15 protein-coding genes and 2 pseudogenes are annotated in these 18,700 nt (G+C 69.0%); 11 read left to right on the forward strand and 6 right to left on the reverse strand.

Annotation, left to right across the window (positions count from 1 at the left end):
• Positions 1-396: 396 nt before the first annotated feature.
• Both ACSHXN_RS35740 and ACSHXN_RS35745 read left to right on the forward strand, forming a co-directional pair.
• The gene (locus ACSHXN_RS35740) at positions 397-1,878 is read left to right on the forward strand and encodes a DHA2 family efflux MFS transporter permease subunit (protein ID WP_355130290.1); all 1,482 of its coding nucleotides are present in this window, start codon (positions 397-399) and stop codon (positions 1,876-1,878) included.
• Positions 1,879-2,608: 730 nt separating this feature from the next.
• Positions 2,609-3,478, forward strand: coding sequence for an alpha/beta fold hydrolase (locus tag ACSHXN_RS35745; RefSeq protein ID WP_355130288.1), 870 nt, complete (start codon positions 2,609-2,611; stop codon positions 3,476-3,478).
• Positions 3,479-3,775: 297 nt separating this feature from the next.
• On the opposite strand, the gene ACSHXN_RS35750 is transcribed toward ACSHXN_RS35745, so the two are convergent.
• Entirely contained in the window at positions 3,776-4,657 is an 882-nt protein-coding gene (locus ACSHXN_RS35750; protein ID WP_438305114.1) for a GNAT family N-acetyltransferase, read from the reverse strand.
• 427 nt (positions 4,658-5,084) lie between these two features.
• Here ACSHXN_RS35750 and ACSHXN_RS35755 point away from each other — a divergent pair, with 427 nt between their 5' ends.
• From ACSHXN_RS35755 to ACSHXN_RS35790, 8 genes and pseudogenes are all read left to right on the forward strand, one after another.
• A complete protein-coding gene (locus ACSHXN_RS35755) occupies positions 5,085-6,293 on the forward strand; it encodes an ROK family transcriptional regulator (protein WP_355799727.1) in 1,209 nt (402 codons plus the stop codon).
• Between the two features lie 126 nt (positions 6,294-6,419).
• Positions 6,420-7,769, forward strand: a complete 1,350-nt coding sequence (locus ACSHXN_RS35760) for an ABC transporter substrate-binding protein (RefSeq protein WP_438305118.1) — start codon at positions 6,420-6,422, stop codon at positions 7,767-7,769.
• A gap of 2 nt (positions 7,770-7,771) precedes the next feature.
• Positions 7,772-8,770: a carbohydrate ABC transporter permease gene (locus ACSHXN_RS35765; protein WP_355130281.1), complete on the forward strand. Its 999-nt coding sequence runs from the start codon at positions 7,772-7,774 to the stop codon at positions 8,768-8,770.
• A complete protein-coding gene (locus ACSHXN_RS35770) occupies positions 8,767-9,624 on the forward strand; it encodes a carbohydrate ABC transporter permease (RefSeq protein WP_356292256.1) in 858 nt (285 codons plus the stop codon). The genes ACSHXN_RS35765 and ACSHXN_RS35770 overlap by 4 nt, the downstream gene beginning before the upstream one ends.
• A 26-nt stretch (positions 9,625-9,650) precedes the next feature.
• Complete coding sequence (locus ACSHXN_RS35775) at positions 9,651-10,934, forward strand: 6-phospho-beta-glucosidase (protein WP_356108769.1); 1,284 nt, start codon at positions 9,651-9,653, stop codon at positions 10,932-10,934.
• Entirely contained in the window at positions 10,927-11,970 is a 1,044-nt protein-coding gene (locus ACSHXN_RS35780; RefSeq protein ID WP_438305121.1) for an N-acetylglucosamine kinase, read from the forward strand. The genes ACSHXN_RS35775 and ACSHXN_RS35780 overlap by 8 nt, the downstream gene beginning before the upstream one ends.
• A gap of 146 nt (positions 11,971-12,116) precedes the next feature.
• Positions 12,117-12,203, forward strand: a pseudogene (locus ACSHXN_RS35785) (IS5/IS1182 family transposase); the annotation flags it as partial.
• Between the two features lie 137 nt (positions 12,204-12,340).
• Positions 12,341-12,799 (forward strand): SMI1/KNR4 family protein, encoded by a 459-nt coding sequence (locus ACSHXN_RS35790; protein WP_438305123.1) that lies wholly within the window; start codon positions 12,341-12,343, stop codon positions 12,797-12,799.
• Positions 12,800-12,822: 23 nt separating this feature from the next.
• On the opposite strand, the gene ACSHXN_RS35795 is transcribed toward ACSHXN_RS35790, so the two are convergent.
• Positions 12,823-13,680, reverse strand: a complete 858-nt coding sequence (locus ACSHXN_RS35795) for a hypothetical protein (RefSeq protein WP_438305125.1) — start codon at positions 13,678-13,680, stop codon at positions 12,823-12,825.
• Positions 13,681-14,160: 480 nt separating this feature from the next.
• A complete protein-coding gene (locus ACSHXN_RS35800; protein WP_438305126.1) occupies positions 14,161-15,246 on the reverse strand; it encodes a DUF5937 family protein in 1,086 nt (361 codons plus the stop codon).
• A 102-nt stretch (positions 15,247-15,348) separates the two neighbouring features.
• On the opposite strand from ACSHXN_RS35800, the gene ACSHXN_RS35805 reads away from it, so the two are divergent.
• Positions 15,349-16,593 carry an MFS transporter gene (locus ACSHXN_RS35805; protein WP_438305128.1) on the forward strand — a complete coding sequence of 415 codons (1,245 nt, stop codon included), beginning with the start codon at positions 15,349-15,351 and terminating at the stop codon, positions 16,591-16,593.
• Here ACSHXN_RS35805 and ACSHXN_RS35810 read toward each other — a convergent pair.
• From ACSHXN_RS35810 to ACSHXN_RS35820, 3 genes and pseudogenes are all read right to left on the reverse strand, one after another.
• Positions 16,556-16,828 carry a hypothetical protein gene (locus ACSHXN_RS35810; protein WP_355130265.1) on the reverse strand — a complete coding sequence of 91 codons (273 nt, stop codon included), beginning with the start codon at positions 16,826-16,828 and terminating at the stop codon, positions 16,556-16,558. The genes ACSHXN_RS35805 and ACSHXN_RS35810 overlap by 38 nt on opposite strands.
• A gap of 458 nt (positions 16,829-17,286) precedes the next feature.
• A complete protein-coding gene (locus tag ACSHXN_RS35815; RefSeq protein ID WP_438305130.1) occupies positions 17,287-18,348 on the reverse strand; it encodes a CU044_5270 family protein in 1,062 nt (353 codons plus the stop codon).
• Positions 18,349-18,507: 159 nt separating this feature from the next.
• Positions 18,508-18,678, reverse strand: a pseudogene (locus ACSHXN_RS35820) (IS5/IS1182 family transposase); the annotation flags it as partial.
• Positions 18,679-18,700 lie beyond the last annotated feature (22 nt).

The following is an 18,700-nucleotide window of genomic DNA, read 5'->3' on the forward strand; positions in this document are numbered from 1 at the left end:
CAGTTTGTCGTGATCGCAGGGGATGGCGCTGCGGGTAGTTGGATCCCATCCGGATCGAAGTCCTCGGACTGGCCGAGCACTTCGACGGTGCGGCGGCATCAAGGACGGGGGCTGCGACATGATCGCGCAGGGTCGCACTTTTTGTCACCACCCAGACCTTCCTGTCCCCCAGCAGGTGGTACCGTCCGGTCCTGTTCTATAACGGTTCACCGGTAATTCCGAACCATCATGAAGACCGGTGTGAGGGTGGGCTCATCGGTCGCATTCGGGTCGGCCTGAACGAGGCAAAGTCACCCGCTCAAGCAAGGGACCACGACGGCCGCCGTCATCCGGCAGCCGCAGGAAGTGGGCGGGCCACCGAACGCGGGTGGTTCTTTCCCCAGGAAGGGCTGAGAAATGACCACATCGCAACAGAGGGAGAGCAGCGCTCCTCTCGACAAGTCCGGCGACCGGCTGGACAAGGGGGTCCTCCTCGTTGCCGGCGTGATCGTGCTGGGCGGGATCATGTCGATCCTCGACATCACGGTGGTGTCGGTCGGGCTGCGGACGTTCCAGAAGGAGTTCGACGCGACCTCGGCCCAGGTGGCCTGGACGATGACGGGTTACACGCTGGCTCTGGCGAGTGTGATCCCGCTCACCGGCTGGGCCGCCGACAGGTTCGGCACCAAACGCCTCTATCTCCTTGCGGTCACCCTGTTCGCCGCCGGGTCCGCGCTGTGCGCGGCCGCCACCTCTTTGGAGATGCTGGTCGCGTTCCGGGTCGTCCAGGGACTTGGCGGCGGCATGCTGATGCCGCTGGGCATGACGATCCTGACGCGTGCCGCCGGCCCCGAGCGGGTCGGACGGGTCATGGCGGTGCTGGGCATCCCCATGCTGCTCGGTCCGATCTTCGGCCCCATCCTCGGCGGTTGGCTGATTGATGCCGCCTCGTGGCACTGGATCTTCCTGATCAACGTGCCGATCGGCGTGATCGCGCTGGTCTACGCGGCGAAGGTCCTGCCCAAGGACCACGTACAGCCGTCGGAGACCTTCGACTGGCTGGGCATGGTGATGCTCTCGCCGGGACTGGCGACCTTCCTGTACGGCGTCTCGTCCATACCGGAGACCGGCACGATCTGGGACGCCAAGGTGCTCGTACCGGCCGTCATCGGGCTGGTGCTCATCGTCGCGTTCGTGCCGTGGGCACTGCACCGGCGCAACCTCCACCCGCTGGTGGACCTGCGCCTGTTCCTCAACCGCGACATGAGCATCGCGGTGATCGCGATGTCGCTGTTCGCCGTCGCGTTCTTCGGCGCAAGTCTGCTGTTCCCGCTCTACTTCCAGCAGGTGCGCGGGGAGTCCGCGCTCGACTCCGGGCTCCTGCTCGCCCCGCAGGGCATCGGCGCGATGATCACGATGCCGATCGCCGGGATGCTCGCCGACAAGATCGGCCCCGGCAAGATCGTGCTGACGGGCATAACGGTGATCACTGTCGGCATGGGCATGTTCACACAGCTGACCGCCGACACCTCTTACACCTACATCATCGTTGCGCTCTTCGTGATGGGCCTCGGGATGGGCGCGTCGATGATGCCGATCATGGCATCGGCGCTGGCGACCCTGAGGGAACACACCGTAGCCCGGGGCTCGACGCTGATGAACATCGTCCAGCAGGTGGCGGCCTCGATCGGCACCGCCCTGTTCTCGGTGCTGCTCACCAACGGCCTCAAGGACATCACCTCGACCTCTCCCGCCGAGGTGCGCGACCAGATGGGGGACGCGTTCGCCTCGGTGTTCCTGGTGGCAGCCATCCTTATCGCCGTCTGCCTCATTCCCGCGGCCCTGCTGCCTCGCAAGAAAGTCAAGGCCGCCGACCCCACGGTGACGGTGGGCCACTGAGTTTCAGCATCTGCCAGTCGGAGTCGGTCACGAGGGATTAGGGGTGTATCACTGATCGCTGCGTTCGTAACGGGCCGCCGTGGGGGGCCGTGCTGATCTCCGAGGAGCGGCCCGGCCGTTCGGCCCCGTCCTGCCACCAGGTTGATCGTTTCCAGGACGCAGCGGCGCACGGTGGTCGCTGAGATGTGGTTGCCGTCGGCCATCTCGGCGAGCCGCTGGTCATGGCGCAGGACGGGCTCCGGGCCGGTTTGGCTGCAACGCACGTTGCTCGGTGCAGTGCACAGCGAGGCCCTGACGGGCGCCGGACCCGTCAGGGCCTCGCTGCGCGCTGCCGTCGAGCGGGAGGCGCTCCAGTTCATCGTCCGCCCTTGGCGGACGGCAGGATGCACCGCGCGGGCGTTCGCGGGCAGAGACCTTGAGTAACACGGTCCCGCTCAGCCCGTGCGGGTTCCTCCGACCGGCGGGAAGCCTCGCGTGTGGAGGCTCCCTGAGGTGGGCCCGTCTGCCGGAACGGCGGTGTGGACAGCAGGTGGGCTGCACGGGTCGCCTCCGGGCTTGCATGTGACCGATGCGTCGGGCAGGAGGCGCGCGCACCTTACGGGCCGGCCGACGGGGGCTTTCGGCGGCAGCGGCCGATGAGTTCGCGCGCCTTCAGGCTGAGTGCGCCTCCCGCTGCTCACTGTGGGGGTGGGTCCGATGAGTTTTCGACGGGGAAGGGGTCTACACGGTCATGACCACTCAGGTACTCAAGACTCCCGAGGTCGACCTCACCTACGACGTCCACGGCCCGGTGCCGACCGCCGATGGATCCCCACCGTTGGTCATGATCGGCCAACCGATGGATGCCAGCGGCTTCAGCACGCTGGCGTCGTACTTCCCTGACCGCACCGTGGTCACCTATGACCCGCGTGGCCTTGGCCGTAGCGCCCGCAAGGACGGCCGGGTCGACCATGCGCCCGGGATCCAGGCTGCCGACGTGCACGCCGTCATCGAGGCGTTGGGCGCGGGCCCGGTCGAGATGTTCGCGAGCAGCGGCGGCGCGGTGACCGCGCTCGCCCTCGTGGCGGCGTACCCCGACGACGTGACCACCCTGGTGGCGCACGAGCCGCCGATCATCCCGGTGCTCCCCGATGCCCAGGCTGCCGAGCGCGCCCGGGCCGGCGTCCGGGATGTGTACGAGCACAAGGGGCGGGGTGCCGGCATGGCGGCCTTCGTCGCGATGACGTCGTGGCGGGGCGAATTCACCGACGACTACTTCGCCCAACCCATGCCGGATCCCGCCGCGTTCGGCATGCCGACCGATGATGACGGCTCCCGGGACGACCCGCTGCTCTCCGACCGGTCGTGGGCGGTCAGCAGTTACCGGCCCGACATCGACGCTGTCATTGCGGCGCGGACGCGGGTCGTTGTCGCAGTGGGCGAGGAGACTGGAGACACCTTCACCGGACGCACCTCGGTGGCAACGGCCGAACTGCTCGGCCGGCAGGCGACGGTGTTTCCGAGCCACCACGGCGGCTTCCTCGGTGGCGAGTCCGGCTACGCCGGGCAGCCCGAGGCCTTCGCGCACAAGCTGCGCGAGATCCTCGACGATGCTCGCTGACGGTCTGCCCGCGCGGTTACGGCGGGCGTGTCAGGCATGGGGTTCTCCTCGTCGCTGCCCTCAGGGATAGGACCGGTGGGGCGTAGACCTCGCGTTGTACGGCGGGGTCCCCAGGGCAGGGGATGACGGCCTGCCGGAGCTCGGCCGTGTCCATGGGGTGCAGCCGCCCGCACCACACGGTCCAGCCGTACGCGTGGGGTGGGGTTCCGCGGCTGTGGTGGCGAGCAGGACGGCGCTCGGTACGGTGCTGCCTTCCAGCGCGGACACCAACAGCGCGCGCAGCGTGTCGACGAGGTGTCAGCCCTTCGTGGTGGCGTCACCGAAGTCGTACGTCGCGAAGTCAGCCACCGGCCGATAGCCGAGCCGCTGGTAGAGACCGTTGCTTGTAGGGTTCGCCAGGTCGGTGAAGAGCAGGACCTCCTTGGTACCCGATTCGAGCGCGGCCCGGCTGGCCTCGGCGGTGGCGCACCCCGCGTAGCCGCGGCCGCGCAGCGGCGCAGGAGTGTAGACGGTGGTGACGCGGGCCTGCCCGGCGACCTCGGGCGAGGCGCTCGCCATGGAGACAGGTGTGCCGTCGGGGGTCTCCCACAGCATGACCCCGCCCTGGGCGAGCCGGCTTTCGGTCCAGCTCTCCGGGTCGCGGGTCTCCGCGCCTACGTCCGTGCAGAACTCGTCGTACCACTGTGCGATCAGTTTGCTGTCGTCCGTTCCGGCGGCGCGGGCGCGTCCAGGGGGCGCGGGCTCAGGCGGGGTGAGCGTGCCGAGACGGTAGAGGCGCTGACTCATCGCGAGCCGGGCGATGGTGTTGGTACGTCGCTCCCAGACGGCCGCGAACTCGGCGGCCGCTTCCGCCGGTCCGAAGACCGACGGGACCGCCCTGTCGTCCTTGACGAGCCGTATCGCCAGCGTGTCAGCCGCCTCGCGGGGGAGAGCGGTGAGCTGGAGCTGGAACGGGGGCGTGTGCATGACGGTGGCGCGCACGGTGCCGTCACCGCTCACGAGCCGGCCGAAGTAGGGCGCATCCTCGCCGTACGCGGTGATCCCGGTCGTGCGCAGCATCTCGGTGACCGTCAGCTGGACGGTGTGCAACGCGGGCTCGGACCGGAGGAACCCCCCGGCTCGGTCGAGGAACTCCTCCACGTCCAGCGTGAAGTGCCAGCTGTATGCGTCTGTGGCCATGCGCCACGATCTCGCGAACACGGCACTGTCGCATACGAATTACACGGCCACCCGGCTCTGGCCACGGCATCGCCGGTTCTGGGTCCCTCGCGATGGTGACCGGCAGTTCGGTGCCGAGGAAAAGCTCGGCGGCCCGGCGGACGTACATCGCTGAGGCCGTGAGGTCCAGGACGGCCGAGCCGACGAACCTGTGGACAACGAGCCCGCCACTGTCCAACACCCCGGTGTATGCGAGGAGTTGACGATCAGACACGTGCTGGGGACTTCAAGCCTTGCTGTCCAGATCGCTTCCCGCCTCACGAGTCGTACCAGCGAACTCGACCGCCGTTTCACGGAAGACGCTCGAAGGGTTGATTCCGGCCAGGCCCGAGCGTATAAATAAGCAACTTTCTTTCTTACAGAGCGCTGATGGCGAGATGAGGGCACCGTGACCCGCCGTTATCCAGCAGGTCCGCAGCGGTTGCTGCGTTCGTTGAACGGTCGTGCCGTCCTCGAGGCGATCGACGAGGCGGGCCCGGTCACGACCACCGACCTGGCCGGGCGGATCCCGCTCTCCCGGCCCACCGTGGCCGCCGCGGTCGGGCTGCTGCTGGAGCGCGGGGTGATCACCGAGGTCGGCCCGGCGACCGGCCGCAAGGGACCGGCCCCCGCGCAGTACCGGGTGAACGCCGACTGCGCCTTCGGGATCGGTGTCGACGTCGGTCACCGGCGGATCCGTGCCGCGGTCGCCGACGTCACCGGCCGGATCCGGGCGCGGGCGGAGACCGGCCAACACGGCGACCGGGGCGCCGACGCCCTCGTCGGACAGGTCCTGGAGATGTGCGCGGACCTCGCGGGACAAGTCGGCCGGGAGCTGCGGGAGATCACCCAAGTCGTAGCCGGACTGCCCGCCGCCGTCGGTCCGGACGGACGCCGGCTGTCATACGCGGCCGGGCTGCCGGACGCCGGGAAGGGGCTCGGTGAGGCGCTCGGCCGGGCGGTCCCCGTGCCGCTCGTCCTGGAGAACGACGTGAACCTCGCGGCACTGGCCGAGCGCACCCACGGCCTCGGTACCGAGACCGACGACTTCGTGCTGGTGAGCCTGGGCGTCGGGCTCGGCCTCGGACTGGTCGTGGACGGGCGGGTCCGGCGCGGCGCCACCGGGGTCGCCGGTGAGGCCGGCTACCTGCCCAGCGACCGCATGATCGCACCGGTCGGGCAGCGCCGGGACCTGGTGCAGGAGCACCTGGGCGCCCGCTACATCAGCGCCGAGGCGCGGCGGCTGGGCCTGCCCGGTGACGGCAGCCCGCGCGCCGTCTTCGAGTTGGCCCGCGCCGGTGATCCCGGCGCGCTGGCGATCGTGGACGACACCGCCCGCAGCGTCGCCTATGTGGTGGCCTGCGTCGTCCCCCTCATCGACCCGGCGCTCATCGTGCTGGGCGGCGCCATCGGCGCCAACGGCGATCTGCTGCTCGAGCCGGTCGCCCGTCATCTGGCCGATTTCACTACCTTCCGGCCGCCCATCGTCGCCTCGGGGCTCGGCCAGGACGCCGTGCTCACCGGAGCCACGACCATGTCGGCGGAGCTGGCCCGCGAGGCCGCCTTCGCCGCCGCCACCACTCCCGTGCCGCAGGCTGAGCCGTCGACTCTGTCCTGAGAAACACCGCGGCGACGCTGTCTTGCCGGACAGCATCGCCGCTACTGGTCACCGGGCGTTGCCGCGCCCGTCGACCGACGACCGATCCGTCACCCAGGAAATCCCGTCTCCGAGGAAGGACGATCAGTGTTCAAACCTATCACCGGGGCCGCGGCCGCCACGGCCGCCGGAGTCCTGCTGCTGGCAGGCTGCACCTCCACCGGGCCCTCCGCCTCCCAGCCCGAATCCGCCATATCCGCCGGCGCCTCGCACGCGGCCACCACGGTCACCGTATGGACGTTCAACCACCTCCCCAACGAAGTGGCCGCGTTCAAGGCGACACTGAACCAGCTGCACACCAAGTACCCATGGCTGACCGTGAAGTTCGTGCCCAACAAGGACGACGCCGCCTACGCCAAGGCCGTCGCCGCGGGTGATCCGCCCGACGTCTTCATCAGCTCCGTGCCCGACAACGTGGGGAAGTTCTGTTACAACGGCACGGTCGCCGACGTCGGCCCCTACCTGACCTCGGCCAAGATCGACGCAGCGAAGACCTTCCCGGCCGCGACCCTGGCCTACACCCGCTACCAGGGCAAGCAGTGCGCGCTGCCGCTGCTGACCGATGCCTTCGCGCTCTACTACAACAAGCAGATGTTCAAGGCGGCCGGCATCACCGAGCCGCCGAAGACACTCGCCGAACTGACCGCCGACGCCAAGAAACTGACGGTCAAGAACTCCGACGGCTCCATCAAGACCTACGGCTTCGTGCCGCGCTCCGATTACGACGTCAACCGGTACCTCTTCACCGGCGCGCACAGCGGCACCGAGTTCTACGACGGCAACGGGAAGACCACCTTCGCCTCCGACCCCAAGTGGCAGCAACTGCTCAAGTGGGACCAGGAGTTGATCGACCACTACGGTGAGGCGAACGTCCAGAAGTTCGTCGGCCGTTACCAGCCGCACGCCGACGACGCCGGCAACCCGCTGCTGACCGGCGCCGCCGCCATGGAGCTCGACGGCGAGTGGCACGTCGGCGAGATCGCCTCGGAGAAGAAGGACTTCGACTACGGCGTGGTGCCGATGCCGGTCCTGGACGGCTCGTCGGGCACCTACGGCGCGGGCAGCACGCTCGGCACCGTCGCCTACCTGTCGGCCGGCTCGCAGCACAAGCAGGAGGCGTTCTTCGCGCTCCAGCAGCTCACCACCGACACCACGTTCCTCAACACCCTCGCCGACACCGTCTACAACGTCCCGACCACGTTCGCCGCGCTCAAGGCCTGGGACAAGCGTGACGACCCGCATTGGAAGCCGTTCGTCGACATCTTCGAGAACAAGCACTCCTCCTACAAGACGCTCACCCCGGCCGGCATCGAGGACCTGGACGCCTGGCGGGTGTTCCTGCTCGACTACGAGCAGGGCAAGGTGAAGGACGTGGCGAGCGGTCTCGCCGAGGTCGGCAAGAAGATCGACGACCTCAACTCCGAGAACGGGCAGTAGCGATGACGACCGTTCTCGCCCCCGTCGGCGACGCCCCGGGCACGGCGCACCAGCGCACCGCCCGGGGCGGGCGGCGCCGACCGAGCCGGGCCCGCTGGTGGCTCGTACTGGCCTTCCTGTCCCCGTTCATCATCGGGTTCTGCGTCTTCGTGCTGTACCCGGTGGCCGCCACGCTCTACTACTCGCTCACCGACTTCCAGGCCGGCTCCTACCGGCCGGTCCAGTTCGTCGGACTGCGCAACTACCGCGCCCTGTTCACCCAGTCCGACACCTTCTGGGTGTCCGTGCGCAACACCCTGTGGATGGTCCTCGTCATGGTGCCGCTGCGCACCGCCTGGGCCATGTTCACCGCCTGGGTGATCATCCGGGTCAAGCGCGGCCGGGCCGTGTACCGCACGCTGTTCTTCCTGCCGTCGATGGTGCCGGTCGTGGCCGCGGCCCTGTCGTTCATCGTTCTGCTCAACCCGGTCGGCCCGCTCAACCGGCTGCTGGACGTCTTCGGCGTCGACGGACCCGGATGGTTCTCCGACCCCGCCTGGTCCAAGCCCAGCCTTGTCCTGATGGCCCTGTGGGCGAGCGGCAACGTGATGGTCATCTTCTCCGCCGCCATGCTCGACGTGCCCCGCGAGCTGTACGAGGCGGCCGAACTCGACGGCGCGGGCACCCTGCAGAAGTTCCGCAGCGTCACCCTCCCGGCGATCTCCCCGGTCATCTTCTTCGCCCTGCTCACCGGGATGATCTACACCTTCCAGTACTTCACCGAGGCGTTCGTCGCCTCCAGCTCCGCGAACGCCACCTCGTCCAGCAACGACCTGATCGGCTACCCCGCCAACTCCCTGCTCTTCTACTCGACCGAGCTGTACCGGCAGGGCTTCGGGTACTTCAAGACCGGCTACGCCTCGGCCATGGCCTGGCTGCTGTTCCTCATCATCTTCGCGGCGACCGTGGTGTTCATCCGTGCATCGCGCCGCTTCGTGCACTACTCGGGCGGTGGCCGATGAGCACTCTTCAACTGACCAAGCGGCGTCCCGGGCGCCGTGCGCTGTACGTGGTCGCCGAGCACGCTCCCGCCATCGCCGTCGCACTGTGCTTCCTGCTGCCGCTGACCGTCTGCGTGCTCACCGCGTTCATGACCCAGCACCAGGCCGGCACCGGCTCCCTGTGGCCCTCGCCCTGGGAGTTCGGAAACTTCGGCGAGGTCTTCCATGCGATGCCGTTCGGCCGCGACCTGCTCAACACCATGCTGTACGCCGGACTTTCCACCGTCGGGGTCGTCGTCTCCTCGGTGCCCGTGGCCTACGCACTGGCCCGGCTGCGGTGGCGCGGCCGGGAGGCGGTCTTCCTGGTCGTCCTGGCCGCAATGATGATCCCGGCCCAAGTCACCAGCCTGCCTCTGTACGTCATGTACGCACACGCCGGCTGGGTGGGCACACTCAAGCCGCTCATCGTGCCGTCCTTCTTCGGCGACGCGTTCAGCATCTTCCTGCTGCGCCAGTTCTTCCTCACGATCCCGGACGAATTCACCGAGGCGGCCCGGGTGGACGGTGCGGGCGAACTGCGCATCCTGTGGCGGGTGCTGATTCCGATGGCCCGCCCGGCCATCGCGGCGGTCGGCCTGTTCGCCTTCCTCTACGCGTGGAACGACTTCTACAACCCGCTGCTCTACACGGGCAACAGCGACACCGGGCAGACCCTCGCCGTCGCCCTCAGCCAGCTCGCCAAGAACGGGCACCAGAACGCCTACCAGCTGCAGATGGCGGCCTCGCTGCTCTTCCTGCTGCCGGTCCTGGTGCTGTTCTTCCTGGCCCAGAAGGTCTTCGTCGAGGGCATCGCGCTGACCGGCGTCAAGGGCTGACCCGCATATCTCTCCTGGGAGCACGAGTGAAAATCACCGTTGTCGGCGGTGGCAGCACCTACACACCCGAACTGATCGAGGGCTTCGCCCGGCGCGCCGACGTGCTGCCGGTCGACGAACTCGTCCTGCACGACATCGACGCCGAACGCCTGGACGTCATCGGCGGCCTGGCCCGCCGCATCCTCGCCCGGCACGGCTTCCCCGGCCGACTGACCACCACGACCGCCCTGCCCCAAGCGGTGGACGGCGCCGCCGCAGTCCTCGTCCAGCTGCGCGTGGGCGGCCAGGCGGCCCGGCTGGTCGACGAGACCCTGCCGAACGAATTCGGCCTGCTCGGCCAGGAGACCACCGGCCCCGGAGGCTTCGCCAAGGCCCTGCGCACGGTGCCGGTGGTACTCGACATCGCCGAGGAGGTACGGCGCCGGGCCCAACCCGACGCATGGATCGTCGACTTCACCAACCCGGTCGGCATCGTCACCCGCGCCCTGCTGGACGCAGGCCACCGTGCCGTCGGCCTGTGCAACGTGGCGATCAAGTTCCAACGGCAGTTGGCCGCCCTGCTGGGCACCGACCCCGACCGGGTACGCCTCGGCCACGCCGGCCTCAACCATCTGTCCTGGATCCGCTCGGTCACCGTGGACGGCCTGGACCGGCTGCCGGATCTGCTGACAGGCGAGACACTCGACGAACTCGCCGCACAAGTCCGGGTCCCCGCAGGCGCACTGCGCGACCTCGGCGCCATCCCCTCCTACTACCTCCACTACTTCTACTGCACACAGGAGGAGATCCGGACCCAAAAGGCCGGCGCCCACCGCGCCCAGCAGGTCCTCGCCATCGAGAAGGAACTGCTCACGCTCTACGCGGACCCGACCCTCGACAGCAAGCCCGACCTGCTGGAGCAGCGGGGCGGGGCCTACTACAGTGAAGCCGCCGCCGCCCTGGTCACCAGCCTGCTCACCGGCGACGGCGCCCATCACTACGTCAACATCCGCAACGACGGGCTACTGGCCGGCCTGCCGGACGAAGCGGTGGTCGAAGTGGCCGCCGACGTCGACACGGCAGGGCCCCATCCTGTGCCCGTACCGCCGCTGCCACCCGAGATGCTGGGCCTCGTCCAGGCAGTCACCGCCTACGAGACCCTCACCGTGAAGGCGGCCCTGACCGGCGACCCCACGGTGGCACGGCGGGCCCTCATGGCCAACCCGCTGGTACGCGAATGGGGAGTTGCCAACACCCTGCTCGACGCCCTGATGGAGGCCAACCGCCGCCATCTGCCCCGGTTCTTCGCGAGCGAGGCGGCCGATGCCTGACCTCGTGGTGGGCGTCGACGGCGGGAACTCCAAGACCGACCTCGTCCTCGCGGACACCCAGGGGCGACTGCTGTCCTGGGTACGTGGCGCGGGCACCCGACCGCACACGGAGGGCATGGAGGCCACCACCGAACGACTCGCCCGCCTCGGCCGACAGGCGCTGGCGCAGGCGGGCTTGCCCGAGACCGCTCCGGTGACGGCCGGCGCATACTTCCTCGCCAACGTCGACCGGCGGGCCCAGGAACGGCTGGCCCAGCGGCAGCTGACACGGCTGGGTGTGGCCGAGCGGACCGTCGTGCACAACGACACCCTCGCCGTCCTGCGGGCCGGCGCCCCGGACGGCTGGGGGGTCGCGGTGGTGTCCGGCGCCGGCATCAACGCCGCCGCCGTCCATCCGGGCGGCCGCTCGGCCCGGTTCCTCTCCCTCGGGGACATCACCGGGGACTGGGGCGGCGGACTCGCGGTGGCCCGAGCCGGTCTGGGCGCCGCGGTCCGCGCGGGCGACGGGCGGGGACCGGCGACCCGGCTGCGCCGGGAACTGCCGGTGCACTTCGGGCTCGACAGCGTGGAAGCCGTCGCGCTGGCCGTCAGCGCCGGGGAGATCCAGGTCACCGCCCTGCACGCCCTGGCACCGCTGGTCTTCGCGGCCGCCGAGAACGGGGACACGGTGGCGCGCGGCATCGTGGAACGCCTCGGGGACGAGATCGCCACCATGGTGACGGCCCTGCTGCGCCGACTGCGTCTGCTGCGCACCACGACCCCGGTGGTCCTCGGCGGCGGCACCCTCCAGAACGACCACCAGCTGCTGCGGGACCACATCGGCGCCCGCCTGGCCGCCGAGGCACCGCTGGCCCTTCCCCGGGTCCTGGACGTAGCACCGGTCGCCGGGGCCACAGCAGAGGCACTGGTGACCGCGGGTGCCCCCGCCGAAGCGCAGGCACGGCTCCGCGAGACCATCGCCGCCCGGAAACCACCGGGCGCGTCCGCCGACCGAGCACCCGGCTTGGACCAGCGTGGGTGGCCGAGGACGGGATGATCTCCACCGACGACCCGCGGTCATGGCACACCCGCACGTCTTCCGAGGCCCGCCGTGACCGCGGTCAAGCGGCCGCTGAACTTGGCACCGGTCCGACCTCCGACCGTCTCTGACGTTGACGCCCTGGCGGGACAACAGCGACGCCACGGTGGGAACGACGAGCCGACATCCACGAAGCATTCCTGAAACTCGCCTGCTGCCTCCTCACCCATCGACAACTCAGGGCACTGCGCCGATGTCGGGATGTAAGGCTGCTGGTCGCCTATCGATGTCCAGGGTCATGCCATGATCCGGCCTCATGAGTGACCATTCGCTTTCACCCGCCTGGCTGGCCTCGTGGACAGACAGAGTCTCCGAGACCCTCACGGCAATGACAGGCGAGTTCGAGCGTCGGCACGGCTTTCCCCCAGGCGCTAACGAGGTTCGGTCGGCTAACCGCGACGATCAAATCGCGGCTCGCGCGCTTGCCCAAGCGAGCCTCATCCCGGCCGACCTGGTCACCTTCTACGACAGCATCGGCGACGTCACCTGGGCGGACGTCGGCAACGGCTACTTCCTCGACCCGGCAAGTGACGTCCTTCTGCTACTCCAGGAGTACGGCGTTGTCGACGTGGGCGCGGATCAGAGGGTCCACGGTCTGGTCATCGGCTCGAACGGTGGCGGCCTGTTCTACATCGCGGGCCCTGACGGGTCGGTTCATCGGACAAGTACGGCGTCGCTGGATGAACCGGAGCTCGGCAAGGTGGCAGATGACCTGCGGCAGTTTCTAGAACTGCTGGAGCGATCCTTGGCGCGGTTCGTCGCCGACGGCGAGCCGGGATCTCTGTAGGTCAGCCCGCGAGCGCCATTCTGTTAGCCATGCAGTTCGATCTTGGCAGCACGGACGAAGCGTGCTTCTGCCTCACTGAATTGGTCAGCGGCGTCGAGGTGTGACCTGCTAGCTGTTGGAGGACGAGACTGCCAGCTTTCCAGCAGGGCTTCGAACTTCTCGTTGTCCAGAGCATGAGGTGACAGCGCGCTCCGGGCCGCCTGGCAGGACCGCACCGTCGCTCGGGTTTCAGGAGTATCCGGCATACCCAGCTCATCGGGTCCCGAGGAATCAGTAGAGCGGAGACCGCCCAAGGCAGCCAGCGCCTGCATGAGTTCCACGGCAGGAGCTCTCACGCTCTGCGATTGATCATTCATTATTCGGTCAAGTTTGCCCCACGCTCGCTCGTAGATGGCCTGCTTGCCGAAGTTATAGGCCATCGTCTCAGCTGCGTCAGTCATCCCCGCAGCAGGGGCAGCTACGTCATCAGGACCTTCCAGTTCGATGATCGTTTGAGCCGCCTTAAGGGTCGTGAGAGCATTGTCAATAGCGGCCTTTCCGGCCCTGATGCTCTCCGCTGATAGATCTCCCCCGTTGTCCATGACGAATCGCTCGCCCAGCTCCTTTACGCGATTCGCTGCAAGGAGGAATGAGGCGTAGGCCTCCCGTTGGATGCCACGGCGCCACTGCAGGTGAGCAGCGTTCGCCTCGGCGCGAACAGCGTCCAACGCTGCACGGTATGCAGACCTTGCTTGAGCCAATCCCGCCTCGTGGGTGGCCTCCGCCGTGCGCAAGGCGGCCTTCATCTGCCATCGGCCGATGAGCACGCTGGCGGGAATCCCGATGAGCGCTACTGCGGCTGCGGACACCGCACCTATCCCCTGAAGGTCCATGTCGGTCATGGTGCCCCAACCGTAGGGCCCCGTTGCACGATGGGTCGGGGGAGTCCCATTGATCGTGGCAAACGGTAGAGCCCGCGGTCAGTGGTCGAAGAAGTGACGGGCAGGCTCGCTGACCTGCACGTAATCGATCAATGCTGCGACCTGCGACTTAGCTGTCGAAGGTTGTCGGCATTGGTCGTCGTTGAGTGCCCTTTGACGGCCCCGAGACGGCCCAGGGCTGCCGGGTCGGCCGAGTTGATCCAGCTTGCAGACGTCTTCTGGGCCGACGAGGAGCTCGGCATCGAGGAGTGAGTGCAGGGCAATGCTGCTTCCATCTGCCGTTGGCGTCACCACTGCCTAGAGCCAGACGCCGGCTGCACACGGCCCGACCGCCTGCTGCACGAGGCCAACAGGGAGTCGTACCAGTGCGGTTCGGCGGCCTGCCCAGTCGGACGATGTGCGAAGGCGGTGGTCGCCCGCATTCTGATGGACGGAAGCCACTCAGCGCAGTACGGCCGACAGCAGGTCGGTGCCCAGCGCCGCCAGGTCGGGCAGATTGAGGGAGTAACGGACGTAACGACCGTGCCGCCGAGCCGTGAGCAGCCCCGCACGGCGCAGGACGGCAAGGTGGCGGGACACCTCCGGGGATGAGAGTTCCCAGAAGTGGGCCAGCTCGCCGGTGGTGTGCGGGCCGCGGGCCAGAGTGCGCAGCAGCCGCAGCCGTACCGGATGCGCGAGCGCCTCCAGCCGGAGTGTGACCGTCTCCAGAGAGACCGGCTCGGTCGGACTCGGCTCGGCGACGGGGTACTGCACCACCGGATGCCACCTGGGCGCGTGGACCGCGACCAGGTGCGGGCGGCCGAAGACGCTGGGAATGAAGGTGACCCCGGCGCCACGGGCGGCGGTGGCCTTGTCCTGCACCTTGTCCACGATGATGCAGTCGCCGTCCGGTGCCAGGGTGACCGCGCCGGAGACCGAGGCGAGTGCCGCCTCGACGCCATGGCGCCTGAGCAGTTCGTTCTTCAGTCGCAGATCGGTGGCGAGCTGCACCGCGACGTCCGCCCAGGCGCTGTCGAAGAAGGCTTCGGCGCATTCTTCGAGGGTGTGGCGCACCCGCGCTCGCATCGCTGCAGGGTCCGCGAGCAGCCGTTCCGCGAAGGCCTCCTGCAGCGCGCCGCGGGCCTGGGCCACGTCCAGGGCCCGCTCGCGCGCCGTCGTGTCGGTGAGCGGCGACGCCCCGGGGAAATGGACCCGGTTGCTGCCGCACGTGGTGACGAGCGCGGCGGTCACATACGTCTCGTCGTCGATCCGGTCCACATCGTCCAGCTCCTCTGCGAGGGTCGGCCGGGGCCGCGCGGGGATCAGGAAGTCGGCCTGTGAGGAACGCCAGAGGAAGTCCGCCTCCCTGAGCCGCTCGGCCAGCTCCGGCCGCAGCCCGGCCCATACGTCCGCGGCCCAGCCGGCGAACTGCGGATGGTGACCGGGTTCGGCCAGCACGTGCAGCATCGCGGTCAGCTCGGCAAGCGGGGAGGCGGCGAACCGTACTCGCTCGGACGGTAGACCGCCGATGTCGATCCTCAGCGTCATCCCCCCATCATCACCGCCCCGACACCCCGGCGACGGCGTCGATTGACGATGTGCGTCAACCGACGTGCCCTGCCCCAGCGGCCGAACGCACCGTCTGACGCCATGGCAACCATCACCAGAGTTCAGCCCCGCGTCCTCGTCCGCGCCTCAGGAGGCCCCCGCTATGCCGTCGCCCTGGCCGTGGACGCGTTGGGCACCGGCCTGCTGCGGCCCTTTCTCCTGCTCTACGGCGTGACGGTACTGAGGCTGTCCGCTCCGGTCACCGGCACCGCCATGACGGTCGGCATCGTCACGGGTCTGGTGTGCATGCCCGCAGTGGGCCGCTGGCTGGACCGCGGCGCACGCAGCACGGTCGTGGCGGCGTCGATGCTGGTGCGGGTGCTGGGCGTGGCGCTGCTGCTGGCCGCCCCGGCGGGGCACGTCTGGCTTTTCGCGACGGCGGCACTCTTCCTCGGCATCGGCAACCAGGCATGGCCGACCGCCCACGCCGCGCTTGTGGCCACGGTCGCCCACGGCCGCGAACGCGACACCGCCCTCGCAGGGGCCCGCGCCCTGCGCAACGCCGCCCTGGGTGTCGGTGCACTCCTCGCCACCGCATGCCTGGCGGGCGGCACCACCGCACTGCGGGCGCCGGCAGCTGTCACTGCGCTCGCCTACCTCGCCGCAGCCGCCTTGGCGTGGTCGGTCCACGTACACGCACATCCAGCGGAGGCCGCACCGGCCAAGGACCGGGACGACGAGCCCGCACCCCGGATGCTCGCGCTACTCGCCGCCAATGTGATCTACGTCTTCTGCCTCAACGTCCCCGAGATCGCGCTCCCTCTGGTCCTGGTGACGCAGCTTCACGCGTCCCCGGTGTGGCCGGCAGCCGTCTTCGTGGCCAACACGGTGCTGGTCGTCACCCTGCAGGTGCCGGTCACCGTCCTCATGTCCCGCTTCTCCCGGCGGACCGTGCTGGCCCTCTCCGGCGTGGTGCTGACCGCGTCCTACCTCGGCTTCCTCGCGGCCACCTCACTGGGACACGGCTGGAGCACCCCGGCCATCGCCATGGTGTCCGTGGTCTGCACGATCGGCGAGATCATCTACGCCGGCAGCGCCACCGCGCTCGTCACCGCACTCGCCCCGGCCCATGTCATGGGACGCGCCCTTGCTCGCTTCCAGCTCTCCACGGGCTTCGGCCTCGCTGTCTCTCCCGCGGTCATCACCACGGTCGCACCCCACGGGCCGGCCGCCCTCTGGGGCAGCCTCGCCGCCGCGACACTCCTCTCCGCCTTCGCCGTCGCCACCGAGAAGGATCAAGAAACGCGGCTCAGCGGCAGCTGCAACCGGGAGCGAGCAGGGTTGTGAGTTCGGCAATCGCCTCTGGTGGGTCCTCAGCGAAGAGCCGCACCTCGACGGCGCCCCGGACGACTTGCTCAGCCTGGTGACTGCGTGCCTCGCCAAAGACACGGGCCACCGGCCGTCGTCCGCTGTCGTGGCGCGGCAGACCGCCGAACTGCTCGGCGAGCAGGCGACCCAGGTCCTCGGCGATGTCCACGACCGCCTTGCCGATGTCCCGAACCTGATCGCGGAGCAGTGCCACCCCCGACCGTTGAAGCCCCCGCCTGCCCGCCACCGCCATAGCCCTGCCCACAGCCGTGCCCGGCTCATTGTCGTGGCAGCCCCTGTGTTCGCGGCGGCCGCCGCTGAGCCCCGGGCCGGGATCCGAAACCGAGGGGGCCACTGCCATAGCAGTGCCGAGACATCCCTCGCCTCATATCGGCCGCCGATCACCTGGCGCGACACTGGGTCACATCGACGCTTCGTCCCTCTTGAGCCTTTCCAAGGGGCGAGGCGGGCGCGAAGCCCGGGTCCCTGCCGGCGCGCGTGGTTGCCCGCTGTAGCCCGCTTGTTCAGTCGCACGCGTGCCAGGGGCCAGGCCGCGAGTGCGCTCACAGCGCCGGGCGTGGTCAGCCGGAGGAGCAGTCGCCTGGTTGCTCGCTGCCGTACGCGACAGGCGCCCGTTCTGGAGTGCGGGCGCCTGCCGATACCGCGTCCGGGTCAGCCCTCGGTGCTCGCGGGGACCTCGCCGGGGCTGTCGACGACCCCGCGCTCCATGACGGCGTTGATGCCGTACAACGTGTCGGCGGTGACGCCCGTCCGCTTGTCCGCGGTCATGTATGAGCGTGAGCCGAGATAGGCGAGGGTGTTCTTGTTGAAGATCCACTCGTCGCGGGTGGCGGATCCAGGGTCCTTGCGGGTGATGCCGATGCCGTGACGGCCTGCAGCGTCGACCGTGTCGGGTATCACGGTGACTCCGGGGATCCTCTCGACGACCTTGTACAGAGCCGAGGCGGTGGCGGGCGGCATGATCGTCGAGCCCAGCAGCTCACCGACGTTCCTGAACACGGTCTCGTCCTCCGAAAGGCTGCCCCACGGCTCGGTCTGTGCGTAGAGCAGTGTGCGCAGGTCCTCGGGATTCGTGGGCAGTGTGTCCAGCCACTTGTAGGTGGGGTGGTCCAGGCCGGCACGCACGAGCGTGGTGGCGACAATCGGGATCCGCTCGCCGGGTATCACCGCGTCCTTGCCCGTTTCACGGATCCAGCCCGTCGTGGATGTGGGCGTGGAGCCCTGCACGGTCCACACTTCGTACGTGTGCAGCGCCCCGAGCCCGACCGGGCCGCCGAAGGCGCCCGTGTTCTCGCCGATCAGGCTCTCGGCATACACCAACTGGTTGTCCTTCACCGGCTTCACGTCCCGTGACATGGCCGCGGCGGAGATCCGGTCCAGGGAGGCGGACGCGCTGTTGCCCATGGCAGACTCGGCCGCGGAGGCGGCCCGCCTTGAGGCGGAGGTGTGGTCGTTGCCGGACGCGGTGACGACCAGCACGCCGGTCAGTGCAGCTACCACAGGGAGAACCATCGCGGGACGGAGCAGCCGATGTAGGGGCTGTGCCGTCGCCGTTCGGGTGTCGGCGACGCGGTACTGGTCGGACTTGTGCATCAGAACTTCCTTGTAGCGGAGATGACGGCTCGGCGAGAGGTCCCAAGGGGCGGAAGTCGCCGACAGTTCTTCCGGCTCACGCTCGGCCGGGCCGATGCCGTGCGGGTTGTCGGCGATCATCGGGTTTCCTCCTGCGGAAGGAGCGCCGCGAACGCGGCCTCGCTCTGTGTCTCTCCGCGAGCACCGCACGGTTCCACCCTGGCCTCACACCCTGGTGCGGCACTCGACTTGGCCGACCGGCTCCGGGCGCGCGAGGGCCGCGAACGCAGGGTGCCGACCGGGATGGCAGCCGCGCTTGTCGGTGTAGCCGGCCAGGACCGGCACCAGGGCCAGCACGTCGTCGACCAGGGCGGCGACGAACCGGGCGAGGTGGTCCTGGGGCAGCCAGTCGCTCAGAGACGGTGGCAGCAGAACCTGGTGCGGATCGAACGCCCGGAACGTCTTGTCCACCGCTGTCGCAGGACCCATCGGC

Source organism: Streptomyces sp. HUAS TT11 (assembly GCF_051553595.1).
In the GTDB taxonomy this organism is placed as follows: Bacteria; Actinomycetota; Actinomycetes; order Streptomycetales; family Streptomycetaceae; genus Streptomyces.

Excerpts from the sequence above, each read along its gene's own strand:
- ACSHXN_RS35740 (WP_355130290.1), top strand. The coding sequence starts at position 397 with ATGACCACATCGCAACAGAGGGAGAGCAGCGCTCCTCTCGACAAGTCC.
- ACSHXN_RS35745 (WP_355130288.1), top strand. The coding sequence starts at position 2,609 with ATGACCACTCAGGTACTCAAGACTCCCGAGGTCGACCTCACCTACGAC.
- ACSHXN_RS35750 (WP_438305114.1), bottom strand. The coding sequence starts at position 4,657 with ATGGCCACAGACGCATACAGCTGGCACTTCACGCTGGACGTGGAGGAG.
- ACSHXN_RS35765 (WP_355130281.1), top strand. The coding sequence starts at position 7,772 with ATGACGACCGTTCTCGCCCCCGTCGGCGACGCCCCGGGCACGGCGCAC.
- ACSHXN_RS35770 (WP_356292256.1), top strand. The coding sequence starts at position 8,767 with ATGAGCACTCTTCAACTGACCAAGCGGCGTCCCGGGCGCCGTGCGCTG.
- ACSHXN_RS35780 (WP_438305121.1), top strand. The coding sequence starts at position 10,927 with ATGCCTGACCTCGTGGTGGGCGTCGACGGCGGGAACTCCAAGACCGAC.
- ACSHXN_RS35790 (WP_438305123.1), top strand. The coding sequence starts at position 12,341 with ATGACAGGCGAGTTCGAGCGTCGGCACGGCTTTCCCCCAGGCGCTAAC.
- ACSHXN_RS35795 (WP_438305125.1), bottom strand. The coding sequence starts at position 13,680 with ATGACCGACATGGACCTTCAGGGGATAGGTGCGGTGTCCGCAGCCGCA.
- ACSHXN_RS35800 (WP_438305126.1), bottom strand. The coding sequence starts at position 15,246 with ATGACGCTGAGGATCGACATCGGCGGTCTACCGTCCGAGCGAGTACGG.
- ACSHXN_RS35805 (WP_438305128.1), top strand. The coding sequence starts at position 15,349 with ATGGCAACCATCACCAGAGTTCAGCCCCGCGTCCTCGTCCGCGCCTCA.
- ACSHXN_RS35815 (WP_438305130.1), bottom strand. The coding sequence starts at position 18,348 with ATGATCGCCGACAACCCGCACGGCATCGGCCCGGCCGAGCGTGAGCCG.